Raw genomic sequence first — 15495 nt, forward strand, 5'->3', positions numbered from 1 at the left:
GTGCCGTGTCTGATGCCATAAAGTTTCTTGAGCCACGTCAGGCCGTCGTGTCGCGGCGGGCGACCATCATTGCGGATCTCGCGGATATCCTGCCACCGGAATGCCTGGTGCACGAACCGCGTGAGCTTGTGCCGTTCGAGACTGACGCATTTGTCTCCTATCGACGATTGCCGCTCGCTGTTGTCCTGCCGAAGACGACGGAACAGGTGGCGGCGGTGATGAAATATTGCCACCGCTACGGTATTCCGGTCGTTCCGCGGGGCGCGGGCACCTCCCTCTCTGGAGGGGCGATCCCGCAGGAAGATGCAGTCGTCCTCGGACTTTCGAAAATGTCGAGGATACTCGAGGTCGATCCAGGCAATCGTACCGCAACCGTCCAGGCTGGCGTGACCAATCTGAGCATCTCCGATGCCGTCAGTCCCCAAGGCTTCTTCTATGCGCCCGATCCGAGTTCGCAGCTTGCCTGCACGATCGGCGGCAATATCGGCATGAATTCCGGCGGCGCCCACTGTTTGAAGTATGGCGTGACGACCAACAACCTGCTCGGCGTGAAGATGGTGCTGGTCGATGGAACAGTGATCGAACTCGGCGGCAAACACCTCGACGCCGCCGGCTACGATCTGCTCGGTATCGTCTGCGGCTCCGAGGGCCAGCTCGGTATCGTCACGGAGGCCACTGTCAGGCTGATCGCCAAGCCGGAGGGCGCCCGGCCGGTTCTGTTCGGCTTTGACACCTCGGAGCAGGCGGGTGCCTGTGTCGCCGATATCATCGGTTCCGGCATCATTCCGGTGGCGATTGAGTTCATGGACAAGCCGGCGATCGAAATTTGCGAGGCCTTTGCGCAGGCCGGCTATCCCCTGGATGTCGGAGCCCTGCTGATCGTCGAGGTAGAGGGGTCGGAGGCCGAGATGGAGGCGATGCTGAAGAGCATCGTGGAAATCGCCGGCCGCCATCACGTGAAGACTGTGCGAGAGAGTCAGAGCGCAACGGAGGCGGCACTGATCTGGAAGGGCCGCAAGTCCGCCTTTGGCGCGACCGGTCGGATCGCCGACTATATCTGCATGGACGGCACGGTGCCCCTCGGCAAGCTCTCCTACGTGCTGGAGAAGACGTCGGGGATCGTCGCTCGCTTCGGCCTGAGGGTCGCCAATGTTTTCCACGCGGGTGACGGCAACATGCATCCGCTGATCCTGTTCAACGCCAATGATCCGGAAGACGCCGCTCGCGCCGAGGAGGCGGGGAACGAAATCCTCAAGCTCTGCGTCGATGCCGGCGGTTGCCTGACCGGCGAACATGGCGTCGGCATCGAAAAGCGCGACCTGATGCGCCACCAATATTCCGATGCCGATCTTAACCAGCAGATGGCAGTCCGCGCCGCCTTCGATGCGGGTTGGCTCCTCAATCCGTCCAAAGTCTTCCCGCTGGAGGGGCGTCCGGCCGCATGACCTTCGTACCCCATAATGAAGCCGATGCCGCCTATGTCGTTCGCAATGCCGCAGCACGGGGCACGCGCCTGACGATCTGCGGCGGAGGTACCCGCAGCGGCTTCGGCAATCCCGTCGAGGCTGACGAGCAACTGTGCTCGAGGGGCTTGTCCGGCATCGTCGATTACGAACCCGCAGAAATGGTGATGACGGCGCGGGCCGGCACGCCGCTCGCGGAGGTAGAAGCCGCCCTCGCGGCGAACGGCCAGATGATGGCGTTCGAGCCGATGGACCACCGGCCGATCATGGGCACATCCGGCGAGCCGACCATCGGTGGCATGTTCGCCGCCAATGCCTCCGGCCCCCGCCGCTTCGTCGCTGGCGCTGCCCGTGACAGCCTGCTCGGCATCCGCTTCGTCAATGGCAGCGGCGAAGTCATCCGCGCGGGCGGGCGGGTGATGAAGAACGTCACCGGTCTTGACCTCGTGAAGCTGCTGGCGGGGTCGCAAGGCACGCTGGGCTTCATCACGGAGGTCACCTTCCGGGTCCTTCCCGTGCCCCAGGCGGTGGCGACCATCGTGATCTCGGGGCTGGACGATGCAGCCGCGGCACAAGCCATGGCGGTTGCCATGGCCATGCCCGTCGAGGCCTCGGGAGCCGCTCATCTGCCCCAGAGCGTGAAGGGCCGCTTCCTGAACGGAGCGCTGCCGGAAGGCGAGGCGACGGTGCTGCGGCTCGAGGGGCTTCCGGCATCGGTCTCTGTGCGCCTCGACAAGCTTGCAGCAGAAATGTCCCGCTTCGGCCCTGTGTCGCAACTTAGTGGAGAGGAAAGCAACAGCCTCTGGCGCGAGATCAGAGATGTCGCCCCCTACGCCAATGCCTTGTACAAGCCCCTTTGGCGTGTTTGCGTCGCGCCCTCGACCGGTCATCAGCTTGTGGCCGCGCTGCGCCTTGAGGCGGGGATAGACGCCTTCTACGACTGGCAGGGCGGGTTGGTCTGGATGCAGATGGAGGCTGATCCGGAAGCCGAACGTCTGCGGCGCTACATCAAGGCGCTCGGAGGCGGGCATGCGACGCTGATGCGGGCGCCGGATCGGGTGAGGGCGGCCACGCCAGCCTTTCAGCCCGAGTCGGAGGCGGTCGCCGCGCTGTCGCTGCGCATCAAGGAAAAGCTCGATCCCGCCGGCATATTCAGCCCCGGCAAGATGGCAGGAGCCTGAGACTTGCAGACAAACTTCACGGCCGAACAACTCGCAGATCCCTATGTGGCGGAATCGGAGAAGATCCTGCGGCGCTGCGTGCATTGCGGCTTCTGTACTGCCACCTGCCCGACCTATGTGACGCTCGGCAATGAACTCGACAGTCCGCGCGGGCGGATCTACCTCATCAAGGACATGCTGGAGAACGACCGGCCGGCGGATGCCGAGGTCGTCACACACATCGATCGCTGCCTGTCCTGTCTTGCCTGCATGACGACCTGCCCGTCCGGTGTCGACTACATGCATCTGGTCGACCACGCCCGGATCCATATCGAGAAGACCTACCGGCGTCCCCTGATGGACAGGATGATCCGGCAGATGCTGGCCATGATCCTGCCCTATCCATCACGCTTCCGGCCGGCGCTGGCGCTTGCGAGACTCGGCCGTCCGTTTGCGCCGCTGCTCAAGGGGGTGAAACCGTTGAGGCCGGTCGCGGCCATGCTGGAGCTTGCGCCGCAGGGAAGGCTGAGGCATTCGGACTCTGCCCGCCCCGGGGTTCGAGCGCCGGAGGCCGCGCGCCGCGGGCGGGTGGCGATCCTGACCGGCTGTGCCCAACCGGTTCTTGACGGCGGTATCAACGAGGCAGCCATTCGCCTCCTGACCCGGCTCGGGGTCGAGGTGGTCGTGCCGGAAGGTGAGGGCTGTTGTAGCGCGCTCGTCCACCACATGGGGAAGGAAGAGCCGGCTCTCGACTTTGCCCGCCGCAATGTTGATGTCTGGACCCGCGAGATTGAACGCGGCGGACTGGATGCGATCATCATCACCGCCTCCGGATGCGGTACGACGATCAAGGACTATGGCCACATGCTTCGGCGTGACCCCGCTTATTCAGAGAAAGCGGCGCGAGTATCGGCGCTGGCAAAGGATGTCACCGAGTATGTTGCGACGCTCGAGCTTCCTGCGCAGGATGCAAGGGGGATGACGGTCGCCTATCATTCCGCCTGTTCCATGCAGCACGGCCAGAAGATCACGCAGCTTCCCAAGGCCCTGCTAGCGAAAGCCGGTTTCAAGGTCCGCGATCCGGCGGAGGGCCACCTCTGCTGCGGTTCCGCCGGCACCTATAACATCATGCAGCCGGAGATCTCCGCCCAGCTCAAGGCCCGTAAGGTCCGCAACATCGAAGCGACGCAACCGGATGTTATCGCAACCGGCAATATCGGCTGCATGACGCAGATCGGCAGCGGCACGGCCTTGCCAATCCTGCACACCGTGGAACTTCTCGATTGGGCCTATGGCGGTCCGAAGCCTGCGAAGCTCCCATGAAAAAAGCCGGCGCTAAGGCCGGCCTTTCCATTCATCTTTGTCGCGATATCAGAACTTGAAGGAGATACCGACATTCACTGCGTTGGTGAAGATCTCGGTCTTCAGGGAATCGCCACTGTCGATATCGACGTCGACGAAGGAATAGTTGCCCTTGTACTCCACAAAGGCAGCCCAGCGGTCGGTAATGTCGTACTTGACGCCGGCCTGCGCCTGAAGCGTTGCACCGCCGAACTGGTACTCGGACGTGGTTCCGCTCGGACGTGTCACTTCGATATGCGGAACGTTAATGCCGACGCCGGCGCCCACGTAAGGGGTGAAACGGCTGCCCTCGATCGGGAAGCGATAGAGCGCGTTCACCGTCAGAAGGTTGATGCCATCGGTCATTTCGAAATGATCCCAGCCGGTCTCGGCCAGGGTTTCGTCATCCGCATAGACCTTCGCATGAGTGAAATCGAGCGAAATGCCGAGGTTGGAAAGCCGGCCGCCGTCGAACCAGTAGGTGCCGCGAACGCCCCAGTAGATCGGCATAGAGAAGGAGTTTCCTTCCCAACCAGCGGTGAAGTCTGGCCCACCCGATACTTCTACGTCGCTATGCGGCGCGGTCTGGTAGCCACCATAGACTGAGAACTCGTAACCGCCGGTGCTTTCAAGCGCAACAGCAGCTTCCATGGGCGCTTCGACCGGCGCCATATCTGCTGCCTGCGCAGAGGAAAAAGCGACGAGCCCGACGATTGACGAGGACGCCAGGAAGAGGAACGTTGATTTGCGCATGGAGAGCCCGGAATGTTTCTTGCTTCGACTCAATCTTAGCGAGCAGAGGCGTTGCGGTCTGTGGTTTTTATGCACCACCTGCAATCATCTTGCCCAGTTATCGTGAATGAAGCGTAAAAGGTGCGGCTTCACCGCCTTCTGGGAGCAGCTAACCGCCGAACAGGGTCCGGAGGATGTCGATACCCCGGTCCTCGAACGCAACGTCGCCATGCTTGTTGCCAGGTCCGATGACGATCACCTTTGTACCGACAGGCGCTCGTGAATAGAGGTGCTCGACGTCCTTATTCATCATCCGGATGCAGCCGGACGACAGGTTGAGCCCGATCGACCATGGCTGGTTGGTGCCGTGGATGCGGAAGATCGTGTCGCGGCCACCCTTGTAGAGATACATCGCGCGCGCGCCGAGGGGATTGTCCGGGCCGCCTTTCTGGACGGCGGGCAGGATATGTCCACGCGCCGCCTCGCGACGGCGCATTTCCGCCGGGGGCGTCCATGACGGCCACTCCGCCTTGCGGCCGATCTTCACCACCCCTGACCAGCCGAAGCCTTCGCGACCGACGCCGATGCCGTAGCGGGTCGCGCGGTTCTTGCCTTCCACGTAGTAGAGGAACTTGTTGTGGGTATCGACGATGATCGTGCCGGGTGCTTCATTGGTGGAGAAGCGGACCATCCGGCGCTTGTATTTCTCGGACACGGCCCGATTGCGCACCGAAGGTGCCACGTCGCTTGCCGTCGTCGCCGGTCGGGCTCCGGAGCTTTGAGCCGGAGCCTCGCTAGCCATCATCGCCGCCATCATGCTGGCGACGATCATCAGTGTCTTGGTTTTCATCTTACCCCTCTTGCCGCTCAGCGGTGAATGGAGAGCAAGATGTCCCTGCATATGACAAACGGCAAGCGGAGGACGCGAATCACGACGTGCCTCAGACGAGAAACCGGCCGCGCCGTGGCGGAGCGGCCACAATCCATCACATCACGATAACCTTTGTCCCCACCTTAACCCGCTCGTAGAGATCGACCACGTCCTCATTTCGCATGCGGATGCAGCCCGAGGAGACGGCGCTGCCGATGGTCCACGGGGCATTGGTCCCGTGAATTCGGTAGAGCGTCGAGCCGAGATACATGGCTCGCGCACCCAGCGGGTTTGCGGGACCGCCGTCCATGCTGGCCGGCAGGAAATGGCCTTTCGCAGCTTCGCGGGCGATCATCTCTTTCGGTGGAACCCAGCGCGGCCACTCCGCCTTCCGGGTGACCTTGTGGGTGCCGGCCCATTCGAAGCCTGGCTTGCCGACGCCAACGCCGTAGCGGCGAGCCTGCCCGTTGCCAGTGACGAGGTAGAGGAAGCGGTTGTTGGTGTCTATGACGATCGTGCCAGGAGCATGCTTCGTTTCATAAGCGACCGTCTGCGGCAGGAACTGCGGCTCGATCTGACTGCGGACGACCTTGTTGGGCCGCATGCTGGCCGGCTGCACGATGCCTTGGCGGGTCGTCTGCGGGCGACGCTGGACTTCCCGCTGTGTTCTGGGCTGGAAAAGGCCACGCGGCTTTTCCGGACGCGTCGGATAGACCACCGGACGCACGTTGCCCCCACCGAGCTGCAGGATCCACGGTGCCGCGAGATCGGGACTGACGATCACCGGCGGTCGCTCGCGATAGCGATCATTCGCCTGCGCCATCGTCGCAAAGGCGGGAAGAAGGCCGAGGGCCAGCAGAAGCATCTTGTTCATCGTCGGATCCACTCGTTACACATGCACCGATAGGGCGGTCACCGCCCGCTTCGCAGTTCACGCTGCCAATGGAGAACGAGGGAAGTGTAAACGGGTGGCGATTCAAATACGGCTCTGGGCATAAACCTTTCGGCAGGGTTACCGGCTGGTTTGGGGACATGGTTGACCGAGGCTGAATCCAGCACGCGGCGCATTAACAGAGGGCGACAATGGAAAAAACGGGCATCATCATCGGCGAAGACGGCCGTTCGCGGTGCTTCTGGCATGGAGGGCTCGATGACTATCGCCGCTACCATGACGAGGAGTGGGGGCGGCCGGTGACCGACGACTTCCGGTTGTTCGAAAAGATCTGCCTCGAAGGTTTTCAGTCGGGGTTGTCGTGGCTGACGATCCTGCGCAAGCGGGAGAACTTCCGGGCCGCCTTTGCCGGCTTCGATTTCGAGAAGGTGGCGTCGTTCGACCAGGACGACGTAGAGCGGTTGGTGGCCGATGCAGGGATCATCCGCCACCGTGGAAAGATCGTCTCGACCATCAATAACGCTCGCCGCGCGGTGGAACTGCGAGGCGAGTTCGGCTCGCTTGCGAAATTCTTCTGGAGCTTCGAGCCGTCACCGGCCGACCGTCCGGCCGTGATGGACCTTGCAACGCTGCGGGCGAACCCCACCACCGCGACTTCGATCCGGCTCTCCAAGGACCTGAAGAAGCGCGGCTGGACCTTTGTCGGCCCGACAACCGTCTACGCCTTCATGCAGGCCATGGGGCTGGTCAATGACCATCTCACCGGCTGCTTCTGCCAGGCCGAGGTCGATCGGCTGCGGGCCGAGTTCATTCGCCCGTGATCTCCGCCAGGACATCCCGCAACTGCCCCAGATGCTCGATCTGCCGGAAGCGTGGTGCGTCGGTCGGTGGCTCGACATGCTCCACCACCCAGGTCAGTTCGTGCGGTACGAAGACGCCGTAGCTGCCGGCGGCGATTGCCGGCACGATGTCGGACTTCAGCGAATTGCCAACCATCATCGCGCGGTCCGGCCCATCGGCGACCTTTGAGAAGATCCGTCGGTAGGTGGTGGCGCTCTTGTCGCTGACGATCTCGATCGCGTCGAACAGCTCGCCAAGGCCGGATTGCGCCAGCTTGCGCTCCTGGTCGAACAGGTCGCCTTTCGTGATCAGCACGAGCAGGTACTCGCCGTTGAGAGCGCAAAGCGTCTCCTCCACATGCGGCAGCGTCTCGACCGGGTGGCGCAGGAGGTTACGGCCAATATCAAGGATTTCGGCGATCGTCTTTGCGGGCACTCGACCATCTGTGATCTCTATCGCCGTCTCGATCATCGAGAGGGTGAAGCCCTTGATGCCAAAGCCGTAATGCTCAAGGTTCCGCTTCTCCGCCTCCAGCAGCCGCTCGGAGACATGAGTTCCCTCGGCATAGTCGCCGAGCAGAGTGGCAAAATGCTCCGCGGTCAGGCGGTAGAACTGCTCGTTTTGCCAGAGCGTGTCGTCGGCATCGAAGCCGATGGCCGTGATGGGGCGCATGATCAATCCTCCAGCGTCCCATATGGACCGGAGAGGGGAGCCGGGCAAGGATTCTGCCCGGCTCCGCATGTTACTGTCCGCGTTCTTCCAGCCACTTGCGCATGTCGGCAATCTCGGCCTCGCTTTGGCGAGGACATCCCGTACGAGATCAAGCAGGACAAGAGTAGCAGGCACGCGATATGCTGTATGCTGCTCTGCTTACTTCTGAATTGCGGCATTGCAATCGTCCTACCGCAGGACCCGCCTGGCGATGACCTGATGGACAATCTGATAGTCTCTGCCTTGCTCCCCGAACGGCACGACGGGCCACGGCCAATGCTCCTCGGCATCCGGTGCAGGCACACCATGCATGAGGTCTCCTGACTTCAGCGTCTCGCCGGAGCGGCCGACGATCCTGTAGGCGACATCCGTCAGGAGAATCGTCGTGCAGGGCAGGGCCGTTAGATCGCGCAGATGTGCCTCGATGAGTTGCGGCACGACATCCGCCGGTGACACATCCTTGTTCTGTTCAAGGCGGCGCTCGGCTCCGACGCCGATCTGCGACAGAAGATTGGCCGAGATCACAAGGTCGAGATAGGGAACTTGCCGAAGGAAGGCGAGCGGCTCCGGCTGCTCCCCGCCCAGCGCATCGCTGAATCCCGAGAGGTCGCGATGGACGAGCCGCACATTGTCCAGACGCTTGGCTTTGAGCCACAGGCGCACGCTCGCCAGATGCACCAGATCAACCAGTACGACCGTGTCGAAGGTGCGGGCGACTGCTTCGATGGGCACGTCGCGCAAGAGCCCGGATCCTAGTACCACCACCGTCCGCCGCTGGCGCATCCGACCGATCGTGTCGGCAACGAACCGCCGGCAGTTTCCCTCATGCGCCGCCCACTCGTCCTTGCAGCGCGTGGCGCGCGACCAGAGGCTGACCGAGGAGCCAAGGAAAGGGCGAAATTCGCTTGGCGTGACCGGAGTGGTCGCGACGTATTGAAGAGCCTCGGCAATCATCAGGTCGCGTTAGCAAAATGTGGCAGGCTCCGCCAGCCGGCCGCCCTTGCCGCTCTCTTCTCCATCCTCTAAGAAACCGCTCACGAAATCCGGCCTTCCGGGCCGCCGGCAATGGACATCCGATCATGAGCGACAAGCAGAAGAAACCCCAGAAGCTGAAGGCCCGCTTGCCGCGCGGCTTCGTCGATCGCTCGGCTGCCGATATCCATGCCACCAACGAGATGATCGCCAAGATCCGCGAGGTCTACGAGCGTTACGGCTTTGATCCTGTCGAGACGCCGCTCTTCGAATATACCGACGCGCTGGGGAAATTCCTGCCCGACGCCGACCGCCCGAACGAGGGCGTCTTCTCGCTCCAGGACGACGACGATCAGTGGATGAGCCTGCGCTATGACCTGACGGCGCCGCTGGCCCGCCATGTGGCCGAAAACTTCAACGAGATCCAGCTGCCGTTTCGCACCTATCGCGCCGGCTATGTCTTCCGCAACGAGAAGCCCGGTCCCGGCCGTTTCCGCCAGTTCATGCAGTTCGATGCCGATACCGTCGGCGCACCCGGCGTGCAGGCGGATGCCGAGATGTGCATGATGATGGCCGACACGATGGAAGCGCTGGGCATCCAGCGCGGCGACTACGTGATCCGGGTCAACAACCGCAAGGTGCTCGATGGCGTCATGGAGGCGATCGGCCTCGGCGGTGAGGAGAATGCGGGGCGCCGGCTGACGGTGCTGCGGGCGATCGACAAGCTCGACAAGTTCGGCCCGGAAGGGGTGAGGTTGCTGCTCGGCGAAGGCCGCAAGGACGAGTCGGGTGACTTCACCAAGGGCGCAGGCTTAGGTGACGAGCAGATTGGAAAGGTCCTTCGGTTCTGTGATGCCGACAACTTTCAAACTAGCGACTTTGGGGGAGGTCTGCAGAAGGACCCAGTAAAGACCCTTACGTTTTTCAAGTCGCTGTTTGAAAACGCTGTTTATCAAGACGGGATTGAGGAGTTGCTGACCATCGCCCACTTGATCATAGCAAGTGGGTATGGTCCGCAACCGTATTTCAGTGGCCGGATACATATCGACCCGTCGGTCGTCCGTGGCCTCGAATACTACACGGGCCCCGTCTTCGAAGCCGAGCTGACCTTCGACGTCACCAACGAGAAGGGCGAGAAGGTCGTCTTCGGCTCGGTCGGCGGCGGCGGGCGCTATGACGGGCTCGTCTCACGCTTCATGGGCCAGCCGGTGCCGGCGACGGGTTTCTCCATCGGCGTCTCGCGGCTGATGACGGCGCTGAAGAACCTCGGCAAGCTCGGGCAGGATGACGTCCTCGGCCCGGTCCTCGTCACGGTCATGGACGGCGACGTCGAGAGCATGGGTCGCTACCAGCGGTTCACGCAGGAACTGCGCGCCGCCGGCATCCGCGCCGAGATGTACCAGGGCAACTGGAAGAAGTTCGGCAACCAGCTGAAATATGCCGATCGCCGCGGCTCGCCGATCGCCATCATCCAGGGCGGCGACGAGCGCGCTGAGAGTGTCGTGCAGATCAAGGACCTGATCGAGGGCAAGCGGTTGTCCGGCGAGATCGAGGACAACGCCGCCTGGCGTGAAGCCCGCGTGGCGCAGGAGACGGTTCCGGAAGCCGAACTCGTCGCCAAGGTGAAGGAGATCCTGGCAGCCCAGGCGGAAGACCGACGGCGGGCAGGCTGACCATGCCCGTGACCGACCTGCCGGACTTTGCCGGTGACCTGCTGGAGGAATTCGAGGCGCGCCGCACGGTGCGCGTCAATACGCCGGTCATCCAGCCTGCCGAGCCCTTCCTCGACATGGCGGGCGAAGACCTGCGCCGCCGCATCTTCCTGACGGAAAGCGAGACCGGTGCCAGCCTCTGCCTTCGGCCCGAATTCACCATCCCCGTCTGCCTGCGCCACATCGAGACCGCGACCGGCACGCCGAGGCGCTATTCCTATCTCGGCGAAGTCTTCCGCCAGCGTCGTGAAGGCTCGCACGAATTCTACCAGGCCGGCATAGAGGATCTTGGAGAAGGCGACACCGCCGCCGCCGACGCCCGCGCGATCGGCGATGCGATGGGCATTCTTGGCCGGCTTCTTCCCGGACGTGCTCTTGCACTGACGCTCGGCGACCAGGCGGTTTTCGAAGCGGTGGTGAGGGCGCTTGGCCTGCCGCTCGGCTGGCAGAAGCGGCTGATCCATGCCTTCGGCGACATGGCGCATCTCGAGGCGCTTCTGGACCGACTCGCGAGACCCCAGCCGGTGGCGGGCCTTGAACCGCAGATAGCGGCGCTTCTCGCTTCGGGCGAAGAGGATGAACTGGTGGCGCGGATCGACCGCACCATGCAGGAGACGGGCTACTCCACCAATGCCAGCCGTCCGCCCATCGAGATCGCGCGGCGCCTGAAGGACAAGCTGGCGCTCGCCGAGACCAGGCTCGATGGGGGCGCATTGCTTCTCCTGCGGGAGTTCCTGACGCTCAGGCTGCCGCTCGCCGATGCGTCCTCGGCGCTCGCGGGCTTTGCCGATGCAGCCGGGCTTGACCTCGACCCGGCGCTTGCCTGGTTCGACGCGCGGCTGGCCGCACTGACCGAAAGCGGGCTTGATCTCTCCGGCATGACCTATCGCGCCGCCTTCGGCCGTCCTCTGGACTATTACACCGGCTTGGTTTTCGAAGTGACCGAGACAGGGTCATCGGCCGTGCTTGCGGGTGGCGGCCGCTTTGACCGGTTGCTGACGTTACTGGGCGCTAAGGATCGCATTCCGGCGGTGGGCTTTGCGCTCTGGCTCGACCGCATCGAGCAGGCGAGGGACCAGGAATGACGATCACGATCGCACTGCCCTCCAAGGGGCGCATCAAGGACGATACGGCGGCCGTCTTCGATCGCGCCGGCCTCGCCATATCCGCCGTCGGCAATGATCGCTCCTATCGCGGTCGGATCGATAGCATGGAAGGCGTCGAGGTCGCCTATCTCTCCGCGTCGGAGATTGCGCGGGAACTGGCGGCTGGCGCGGTCGATTTCGGTGTCACCGGCGAGGATCTCGTGCGCGAGGGGCTGGCCCAGGTCGATGCCAAGGTTGAATTCTGTGCTCGTCTAGGCTTCGGCCAGGCGGATGTCGTCGTCGCAGTGCCGGAGATCTGGCTGGATGTGGAGACGATGGAAGATCTGGGAGATGTCGCCGCCGACTTCCGTACCCGCCACGGTCGGCGTCTTGCGATCGCCACGAAATACTGGCGGCTGACGCAGCAGTTCTTTTCGCGCCAGCACGGTATCCAGCTCTACCGGATCGTCGAGAGCCTCGGGGCTACCGAGGGTGCGCCGGCAGCGGGACAGGCGGATATCATCGTCGACATTACCTCCACCGGCTCCACGCTCAAGGCAAACCACCTGAAGGTGCTGGGCGATGGCGTGATCCTGAAGAGCGAAGCCTGCCTAGTTCGTGCCCGGAAGCCGGAGCATGAGCGGGATCCGCGTATCGGCAGGATCATCCAGGCAGTGCAAGGGGCGGTTGTCTGAGCGGATGGCCGACGACGACAACATCATCGGTCTCTACGAGCGGCACGCGCAGGCTTTCGATCAGTTGCGCGGCAAGAACCTCTTCGAGAAGCCCTGGCTGGATCGCTTCGCCGCGCTTCTTCCGCCGAGCGGTACCATTCTGGATCTAGGCTGCGGCTCCGGAGAGCCGATCGCCGGCCATTTCATCGCCCGCGGCTTTCGTCTGACCGGTGTCGACAGCTCCCCGTCACTGATCGAGCTGGCAAGACAGCGGTTTCCCGATCAGCAGTGGATCGTCCGCGACATGCGCAGGCTGCCGCCCGGGCGGACCTTCAACGGCATCATCGCCTGGCACAGCTTCTTCCATCTCAGCCCGGCGGACCAGCGCGCCATGTTCCCGGTCTTCGCCTACCTCGCGGCACCCGGGGCAGCGCTGATGTTCACGGCCGGCCATTTTGAGGGCGTGGCGATGGGGGAGTTCGGCGGCGAGCCGCTCTATCATGCGAGCCTGTCGCGGCAGGAGTATGGGGACCTGCTGGCGGCGCACGGTTTCAAACCCGTGGCGCAGATGGACCAGGATCCCGCCTGCGGTGGCGCCACCGTCTGGTTGGCGCAGCGCCACGCTTGATATCCACGAAAAACCCGCCGGTCCGCGTGGGATCCGGCGGGTTCGCCTTGGGCAGGGAATGTCGAAGGTTAGGCAGCGATTGCGACCGAACCACGGCGGCGGGCGTCGAGCGAGTAGGCGCCCGCGCCTAAAGCGGCAAGCGCCAGGAAGCCGCCTGCGATCGTCAGGTTCTTCATCATCATCAGGCCGTTGAACATGGTCAGCAGGCCATTGGCCGCTTCCGGGAAGTCAGGCACGTTGATGGCGCCGGAGTGGAAGACGAGGCCCGTAAAGGCGGAGAAGAGTGCCAGCAGGATCGCCGAGATGCGGGTCTGGAAGCCGACCAGAACGAAGAGGCCGACGACCAGTTCGAAAACGCCTGCGAGATAGGCAAGCGCGGTCGCTGCCGGGAAACCTGCCCCGGCGATCATACCTGCGGTGCCTGCAGGATCGAGGAGCTTCGGATAGCCGGACAGGATGAACATTGCCGAAAGCAGGACGCGGGCGGCAAGCAGCAGAAGGTTGTTGGTCGAGGTGTTGGGCATGGGATTTCTCCAGAACGAAAGATTGATGTTCAGTGGCATCGAATTCTGGAGCGGAATATGCCCGCCTTTCGCATCGTCCGAAAGGTGAACAATCGGAGACAGATTGTCTTCTAAAGTTGAACGGCGGACGAATCTTGCATCTTTCACCCCAACAGAAAAGGGCGGTCCGAAGACCGCCCTTCCTGATTTGAACCGGATGGCTCAGATGTAGGACCCGAAGGTCTTACATCATGTCCATGCCACCCATTCCGCCCATGCCGCCCGGCATGCCTGCCGGGGCATCCTTCTTCGGCAGTTCGGCGATCATGGCTTCCGTCGTGACGAGGAGGCCGGCAACCGAGGCTGCGTCCTGGAGGGCGGTGCGAACGACCTTGACCGGGTCGACGATACCCATGGCGATCATGTCGCCATACTCACCGGTCTGGGCGTTGTAGCCGTAGTTGTCGGTGTTGCCTTCGAGGATCTTGCCGACGACGATCGAAGCTTCGTCACCAGCGTTCTCTGCGATCTGGCGGGCCGGAGCCTGCAGCGCGCGGCGAACGATGTTGATGCCGGCTTCCTGGTCGGCATTCTCGCCCTTGACGGAAAGCTGGTGGGAAGCACGGAGCAGAGCGACGCCGCCACCCGGTACGATGCCTTCCTGAACGGCGGCGCGGGTCGCGTTGAGCGCGTCGTCGATGCGGTCCTTCTTTTCCTTCACTTCGACTTCCGTCGAGCCGCCGACGCGGATCACGGCAACGCCGCCAGCGAGCTTTGCAAGGCGTTCCTGCAGCTTCTCGCGGTCGTAGTCCGAAGTGGTCTCTTCGATCTGCGCCTTGATCTGGGCAACACGGCCTTCGATGTCGGTCTTCTGGCCGGCACCGTCGACGATCGTGGTGTTTTCCTTGGAGATAGAGACCTTCTTTGAACGGCCGAGCATGTCGAGGGTAACATTCTCGAGCTTGATGCCAAGGTCTTCGGAGATGACAGTACCGCCCGTCAGGATAGCGATGTCTTCGAGCATGGCCTTGCGGCGGTCGCCGAAGCCCGGAGCCTTGACGGCAGCGATCTTGAGGCCGCCACGCAGCTTGTTGACGACGAGCGTTGCGAGGGCTTCGCCTTCGACGTCTTCAGCGATGATGAGGAGCGGCTTGCCCGACTGAACGACGGCTTCGAGGACCGGCAGCATGGCCTGCAGGTTGGAGAGCTTCTTCTCGTGCAGCAGGATGTAGGGATCGTCGAGATCCGCAACCATCTTTTCCGGATTGGTCACGAAGTAGGGCGACAGGTAGCCGCGGTCGAACTGCATGCCTTCGACGACTTCGAGTTCGGTTTCAGCGGTCTTGGCTTCTTCAACCGTGATGACGCCTTCATTGCCGACCTTCTGCATTGCTTCAGCAATGTCGAGGCCAATCTGGCGCTCGCCGTTGGCAGAGATGGTGCCAACCTGTGCGACTTCTTCCGAAGTGTTGATCTTCTTGGCCTTGGCCTGGAGATCGGCGACGACGGCCTTGACGGCGAGGTCGATGCCGCGCTTCAGGTCCATCGGGTTCATGCCGGCTGCAACGGCCTTGTTGCCTTCGCGGACGATGGCCTGGGCCAGAACGGTTGCAGTCGTGGTGCCGTCACCGGCGATGTCGTTGGTCTTCGAAGCGACTTCGCGGACCATCTGGGCGCCCATGTTCTCGAACTTGTCTTCCAGTTCGATTTCCTTGGCGACCGAGACGCCGTCCTTCGTGATGCGCGGTGCGCCGAAGGACTTGTCGATCACGACGTTACGACCCTTGGGGCCGAGGGTGACCTTGACGGCATCGGCGAGGATGTCGACGCCGCGCAGCATCTTTTCGCGCGCCGTGCGGCCGAACTTTACTTCTTTAGCTGCCATTTTGAGAACTCCTGAAAAGGGGTGTC

Annotated in this window: 15 protein-coding genes; 8 read left to right on the plus strand and 7 right to left on the minus strand. The window is 62.9% G+C overall.

Annotated features, from left to right (window positions below; translation table 11 throughout):
* Positions 1 to 5 precede the first annotated feature (5 nt).
* From NT26_RS01930 to glcF, 3 genes are read left to right on the plus strand one after another with little or no spacing between them, the layout of a single operon-like run.
* Positions 6 to 1445, plus strand: coding sequence for an FAD-linked oxidase C-terminal domain-containing protein (locus NT26_RS01930; protein ID WP_052637114.1), 1440 nt, complete (start codon positions 6 to 8; stop codon positions 1443 to 1445).
* On the plus strand, positions 1442 to 2644 hold the full coding sequence (glcE, locus tag NT26_RS01935; RefSeq protein WP_052637115.1) for a glycolate oxidase subunit GlcE: 1203 nt from the start codon (positions 1442 to 1444) through the stop codon (positions 2642 to 2644). Before NT26_RS01930 ends, glcE begins: the two co-directional genes overlap by 4 nt.
* A 3-nt stretch (positions 2645 to 2647) precedes the next feature.
* Positions 2648 to 3946, plus strand: coding sequence for a glycolate oxidase subunit GlcF (gene glcF / locus NT26_RS01940; RefSeq protein WP_052637116.1), 1299 nt, complete (start codon positions 2648 to 2650; stop codon positions 3944 to 3946).
* Positions 3947 to 3994: 48 nt separating this feature from the next.
* Here the strand turns inward: glcF and NT26_RS01945 are convergent, their stop codons facing one another.
* From NT26_RS01945 to NT26_RS01955, 3 genes are all read right to left on the minus strand, one after another.
* Positions 3995 to 4717, minus strand: coding sequence for an outer membrane protein (locus NT26_RS01945; protein WP_077548194.1), 723 nt, complete (start codon positions 4715 to 4717; stop codon positions 3995 to 3997).
* Positions 4718 to 4865: 148 nt separating this feature from the next.
* Positions 4866 to 5513, minus strand: coding sequence for a L,D-transpeptidase (locus tag NT26_RS01950; protein ID WP_052641701.1), 648 nt, complete (start codon positions 5511 to 5513; stop codon positions 4866 to 4868).
* A gap of 169 nt (positions 5514 to 5682) precedes the next feature.
* Positions 5683 to 6441: a L,D-transpeptidase gene (locus NT26_RS01955; protein ID WP_052637117.1), complete on the minus strand. Its 759-nt coding sequence runs from the start codon at positions 6439 to 6441 to the stop codon at positions 5683 to 5685.
* A gap of 209 nt (positions 6442 to 6650) precedes the next feature.
* Here NT26_RS01955 and NT26_RS01960 point away from each other — a divergent pair, with 209 nt between their 5' ends.
* Positions 6651 to 7280: a DNA-3-methyladenine glycosylase I gene (locus NT26_RS01960; RefSeq protein ID WP_052637118.1), complete on the plus strand. Its 630-nt coding sequence runs from the start codon at positions 6651 to 6653 to the stop codon at positions 7278 to 7280.
* On the opposite strand, the gene NT26_RS01965 is transcribed toward NT26_RS01960, so the two are convergent.
* The gene (locus tag NT26_RS01965; protein ID WP_152338558.1) at positions 7267 to 7977 is read right to left on the minus strand and encodes an HAD family hydrolase; all 711 of its coding nucleotides are present in this window, start codon (positions 7975 to 7977) and stop codon (positions 7267 to 7269) included. The two genes, NT26_RS01960 and NT26_RS01965, sit on opposite strands and share 14 nt — an antisense overlap.
* A 222-nt stretch (positions 7978 to 8199) precedes the next feature.
* Positions 8200 to 8964, minus strand: a complete 765-nt coding sequence (locus NT26_RS01970) for a hypothetical protein (protein ID WP_052637120.1) — start codon at positions 8962 to 8964, stop codon at positions 8200 to 8202.
* Between the two features lie 125 nt (positions 8965 to 9089).
* Here NT26_RS01970 and hisS point away from each other — a divergent pair, with 125 nt between their 5' ends.
* From hisS to NT26_RS01990, 4 genes are read left to right on the plus strand one after another with little or no spacing between them, the layout of a single operon-like run.
* A complete protein-coding gene (gene hisS / locus NT26_RS01975) occupies positions 9090 to 10655 on the plus strand; it encodes a histidine--tRNA ligase (protein ID WP_052637121.1) in 1566 nt (521 codons plus the stop codon).
* A 2-nt stretch (positions 10656 to 10657) separates the two neighbouring features.
* Positions 10658 to 11779 (plus strand): ATP phosphoribosyltransferase regulatory subunit, encoded by a 1122-nt coding sequence (locus NT26_RS01980; protein WP_052637122.1) that lies wholly within the window; start codon positions 10658 to 10660, stop codon positions 11777 to 11779.
* The gene (gene hisG, locus NT26_RS01985; protein ID WP_052637123.1) at positions 11776 to 12474 is read left to right on the plus strand and encodes an ATP phosphoribosyltransferase; all 699 of its coding nucleotides are present in this window, start codon (positions 11776 to 11778) and stop codon (positions 12472 to 12474) included. Before NT26_RS01980 ends, hisG begins: the two co-directional genes overlap by 4 nt.
* A 4-nt stretch (positions 12475 to 12478) precedes the next feature.
* Positions 12479 to 13081, plus strand: coding sequence for a class I SAM-dependent DNA methyltransferase (locus NT26_RS01990; RefSeq protein WP_052637124.1), 603 nt, complete (start codon positions 12479 to 12481; stop codon positions 13079 to 13081).
* A gap of 68 nt (positions 13082 to 13149) precedes the next feature.
* Here NT26_RS01990 and NT26_RS01995 read toward each other — a convergent pair whose 3' ends face one another.
* Positions 13150 to 13605 carry a DoxX family protein gene (locus NT26_RS01995; protein ID WP_052641705.1) on the minus strand — a complete coding sequence of 152 codons (456 nt, stop codon included), beginning with the start codon at positions 13603 to 13605 and terminating at the stop codon, positions 13150 to 13152.
* Between the two features lie 223 nt (positions 13606 to 13828).
* Complete coding sequence (groL, locus tag NT26_RS02000; RefSeq protein ID WP_052637125.1) at positions 13829 to 15469, minus strand: chaperonin GroEL; 1641 nt, start codon at positions 15467 to 15469, stop codon at positions 13829 to 13831.
* Positions 15470 to 15495: the final 26 nt, after the last annotated feature.

Source organism: Pseudorhizobium banfieldiae (assembly GCF_000967425.1).
GTDB classification, from domain to species: Bacteria; Pseudomonadota; Alphaproteobacteria; order Rhizobiales; family Rhizobiaceae; genus Neorhizobium; species Neorhizobium banfieldiae.

Excerpts from the sequence above, each read along its gene's own strand:
- glcE (WP_052637115.1), top strand. The coding sequence starts at position 1,442 with ATGACCTTCGTACCCCATAATGAAGCCGATGCCGCCTATGTCGTTCGC.
- NT26_RS01945 (WP_077548194.1), bottom strand. The coding sequence starts at position 4,717 with ATGCGCAAATCAACGTTCCTCTTCCTGGCGTCCTCGTCAATCGTCGGG.
- NT26_RS01950 (WP_052641701.1), bottom strand. The coding sequence starts at position 5,513 with ATGATGGCGGCGATGATGGCTAGCGAGGCTCCGGCTCAAAGCTCCGGA.
- NT26_RS01955 (WP_052637117.1), bottom strand. The coding sequence starts at position 6,441 with ATGAACAAGATGCTTCTGCTGGCCCTCGGCCTTCTTCCCGCCTTTGCG.
- NT26_RS01960 (WP_052637118.1), top strand. The coding sequence starts at position 6,651 with ATGGAAAAAACGGGCATCATCATCGGCGAAGACGGCCGTTCGCGGTGC.
- NT26_RS01970 (WP_052637120.1), bottom strand. The coding sequence starts at position 8,964 with ATGATTGCCGAGGCTCTTCAATACGTCGCGACCACTCCGGTCACGCCA.
- hisS (WP_052637121.1), top strand. The coding sequence starts at position 9,090 with ATGAGCGACAAGCAGAAGAAACCCCAGAAGCTGAAGGCCCGCTTGCCG.
- NT26_RS01980 (WP_052637122.1), top strand. The coding sequence starts at position 10,658 with ATGCCCGTGACCGACCTGCCGGACTTTGCCGGTGACCTGCTGGAGGAA.
- hisG (WP_052637123.1), top strand. The coding sequence starts at position 11,776 with ATGACGATCACGATCGCACTGCCCTCCAAGGGGCGCATCAAGGACGAT.
- NT26_RS01990 (WP_052637124.1), top strand. The coding sequence starts at position 12,479 with ATGGCCGACGACGACAACATCATCGGTCTCTACGAGCGGCACGCGCAG.
- NT26_RS01995 (WP_052641705.1), bottom strand. The coding sequence starts at position 13,605 with ATGCCCAACACCTCGACCAACAACCTTCTGCTGCTTGCCGCCCGCGTC.
- groL (WP_052637125.1), bottom strand. The coding sequence starts at position 15,469 with ATGGCAGCTAAAGAAGTAAAGTTCGGCCGCACGGCGCGCGAAAAGATG.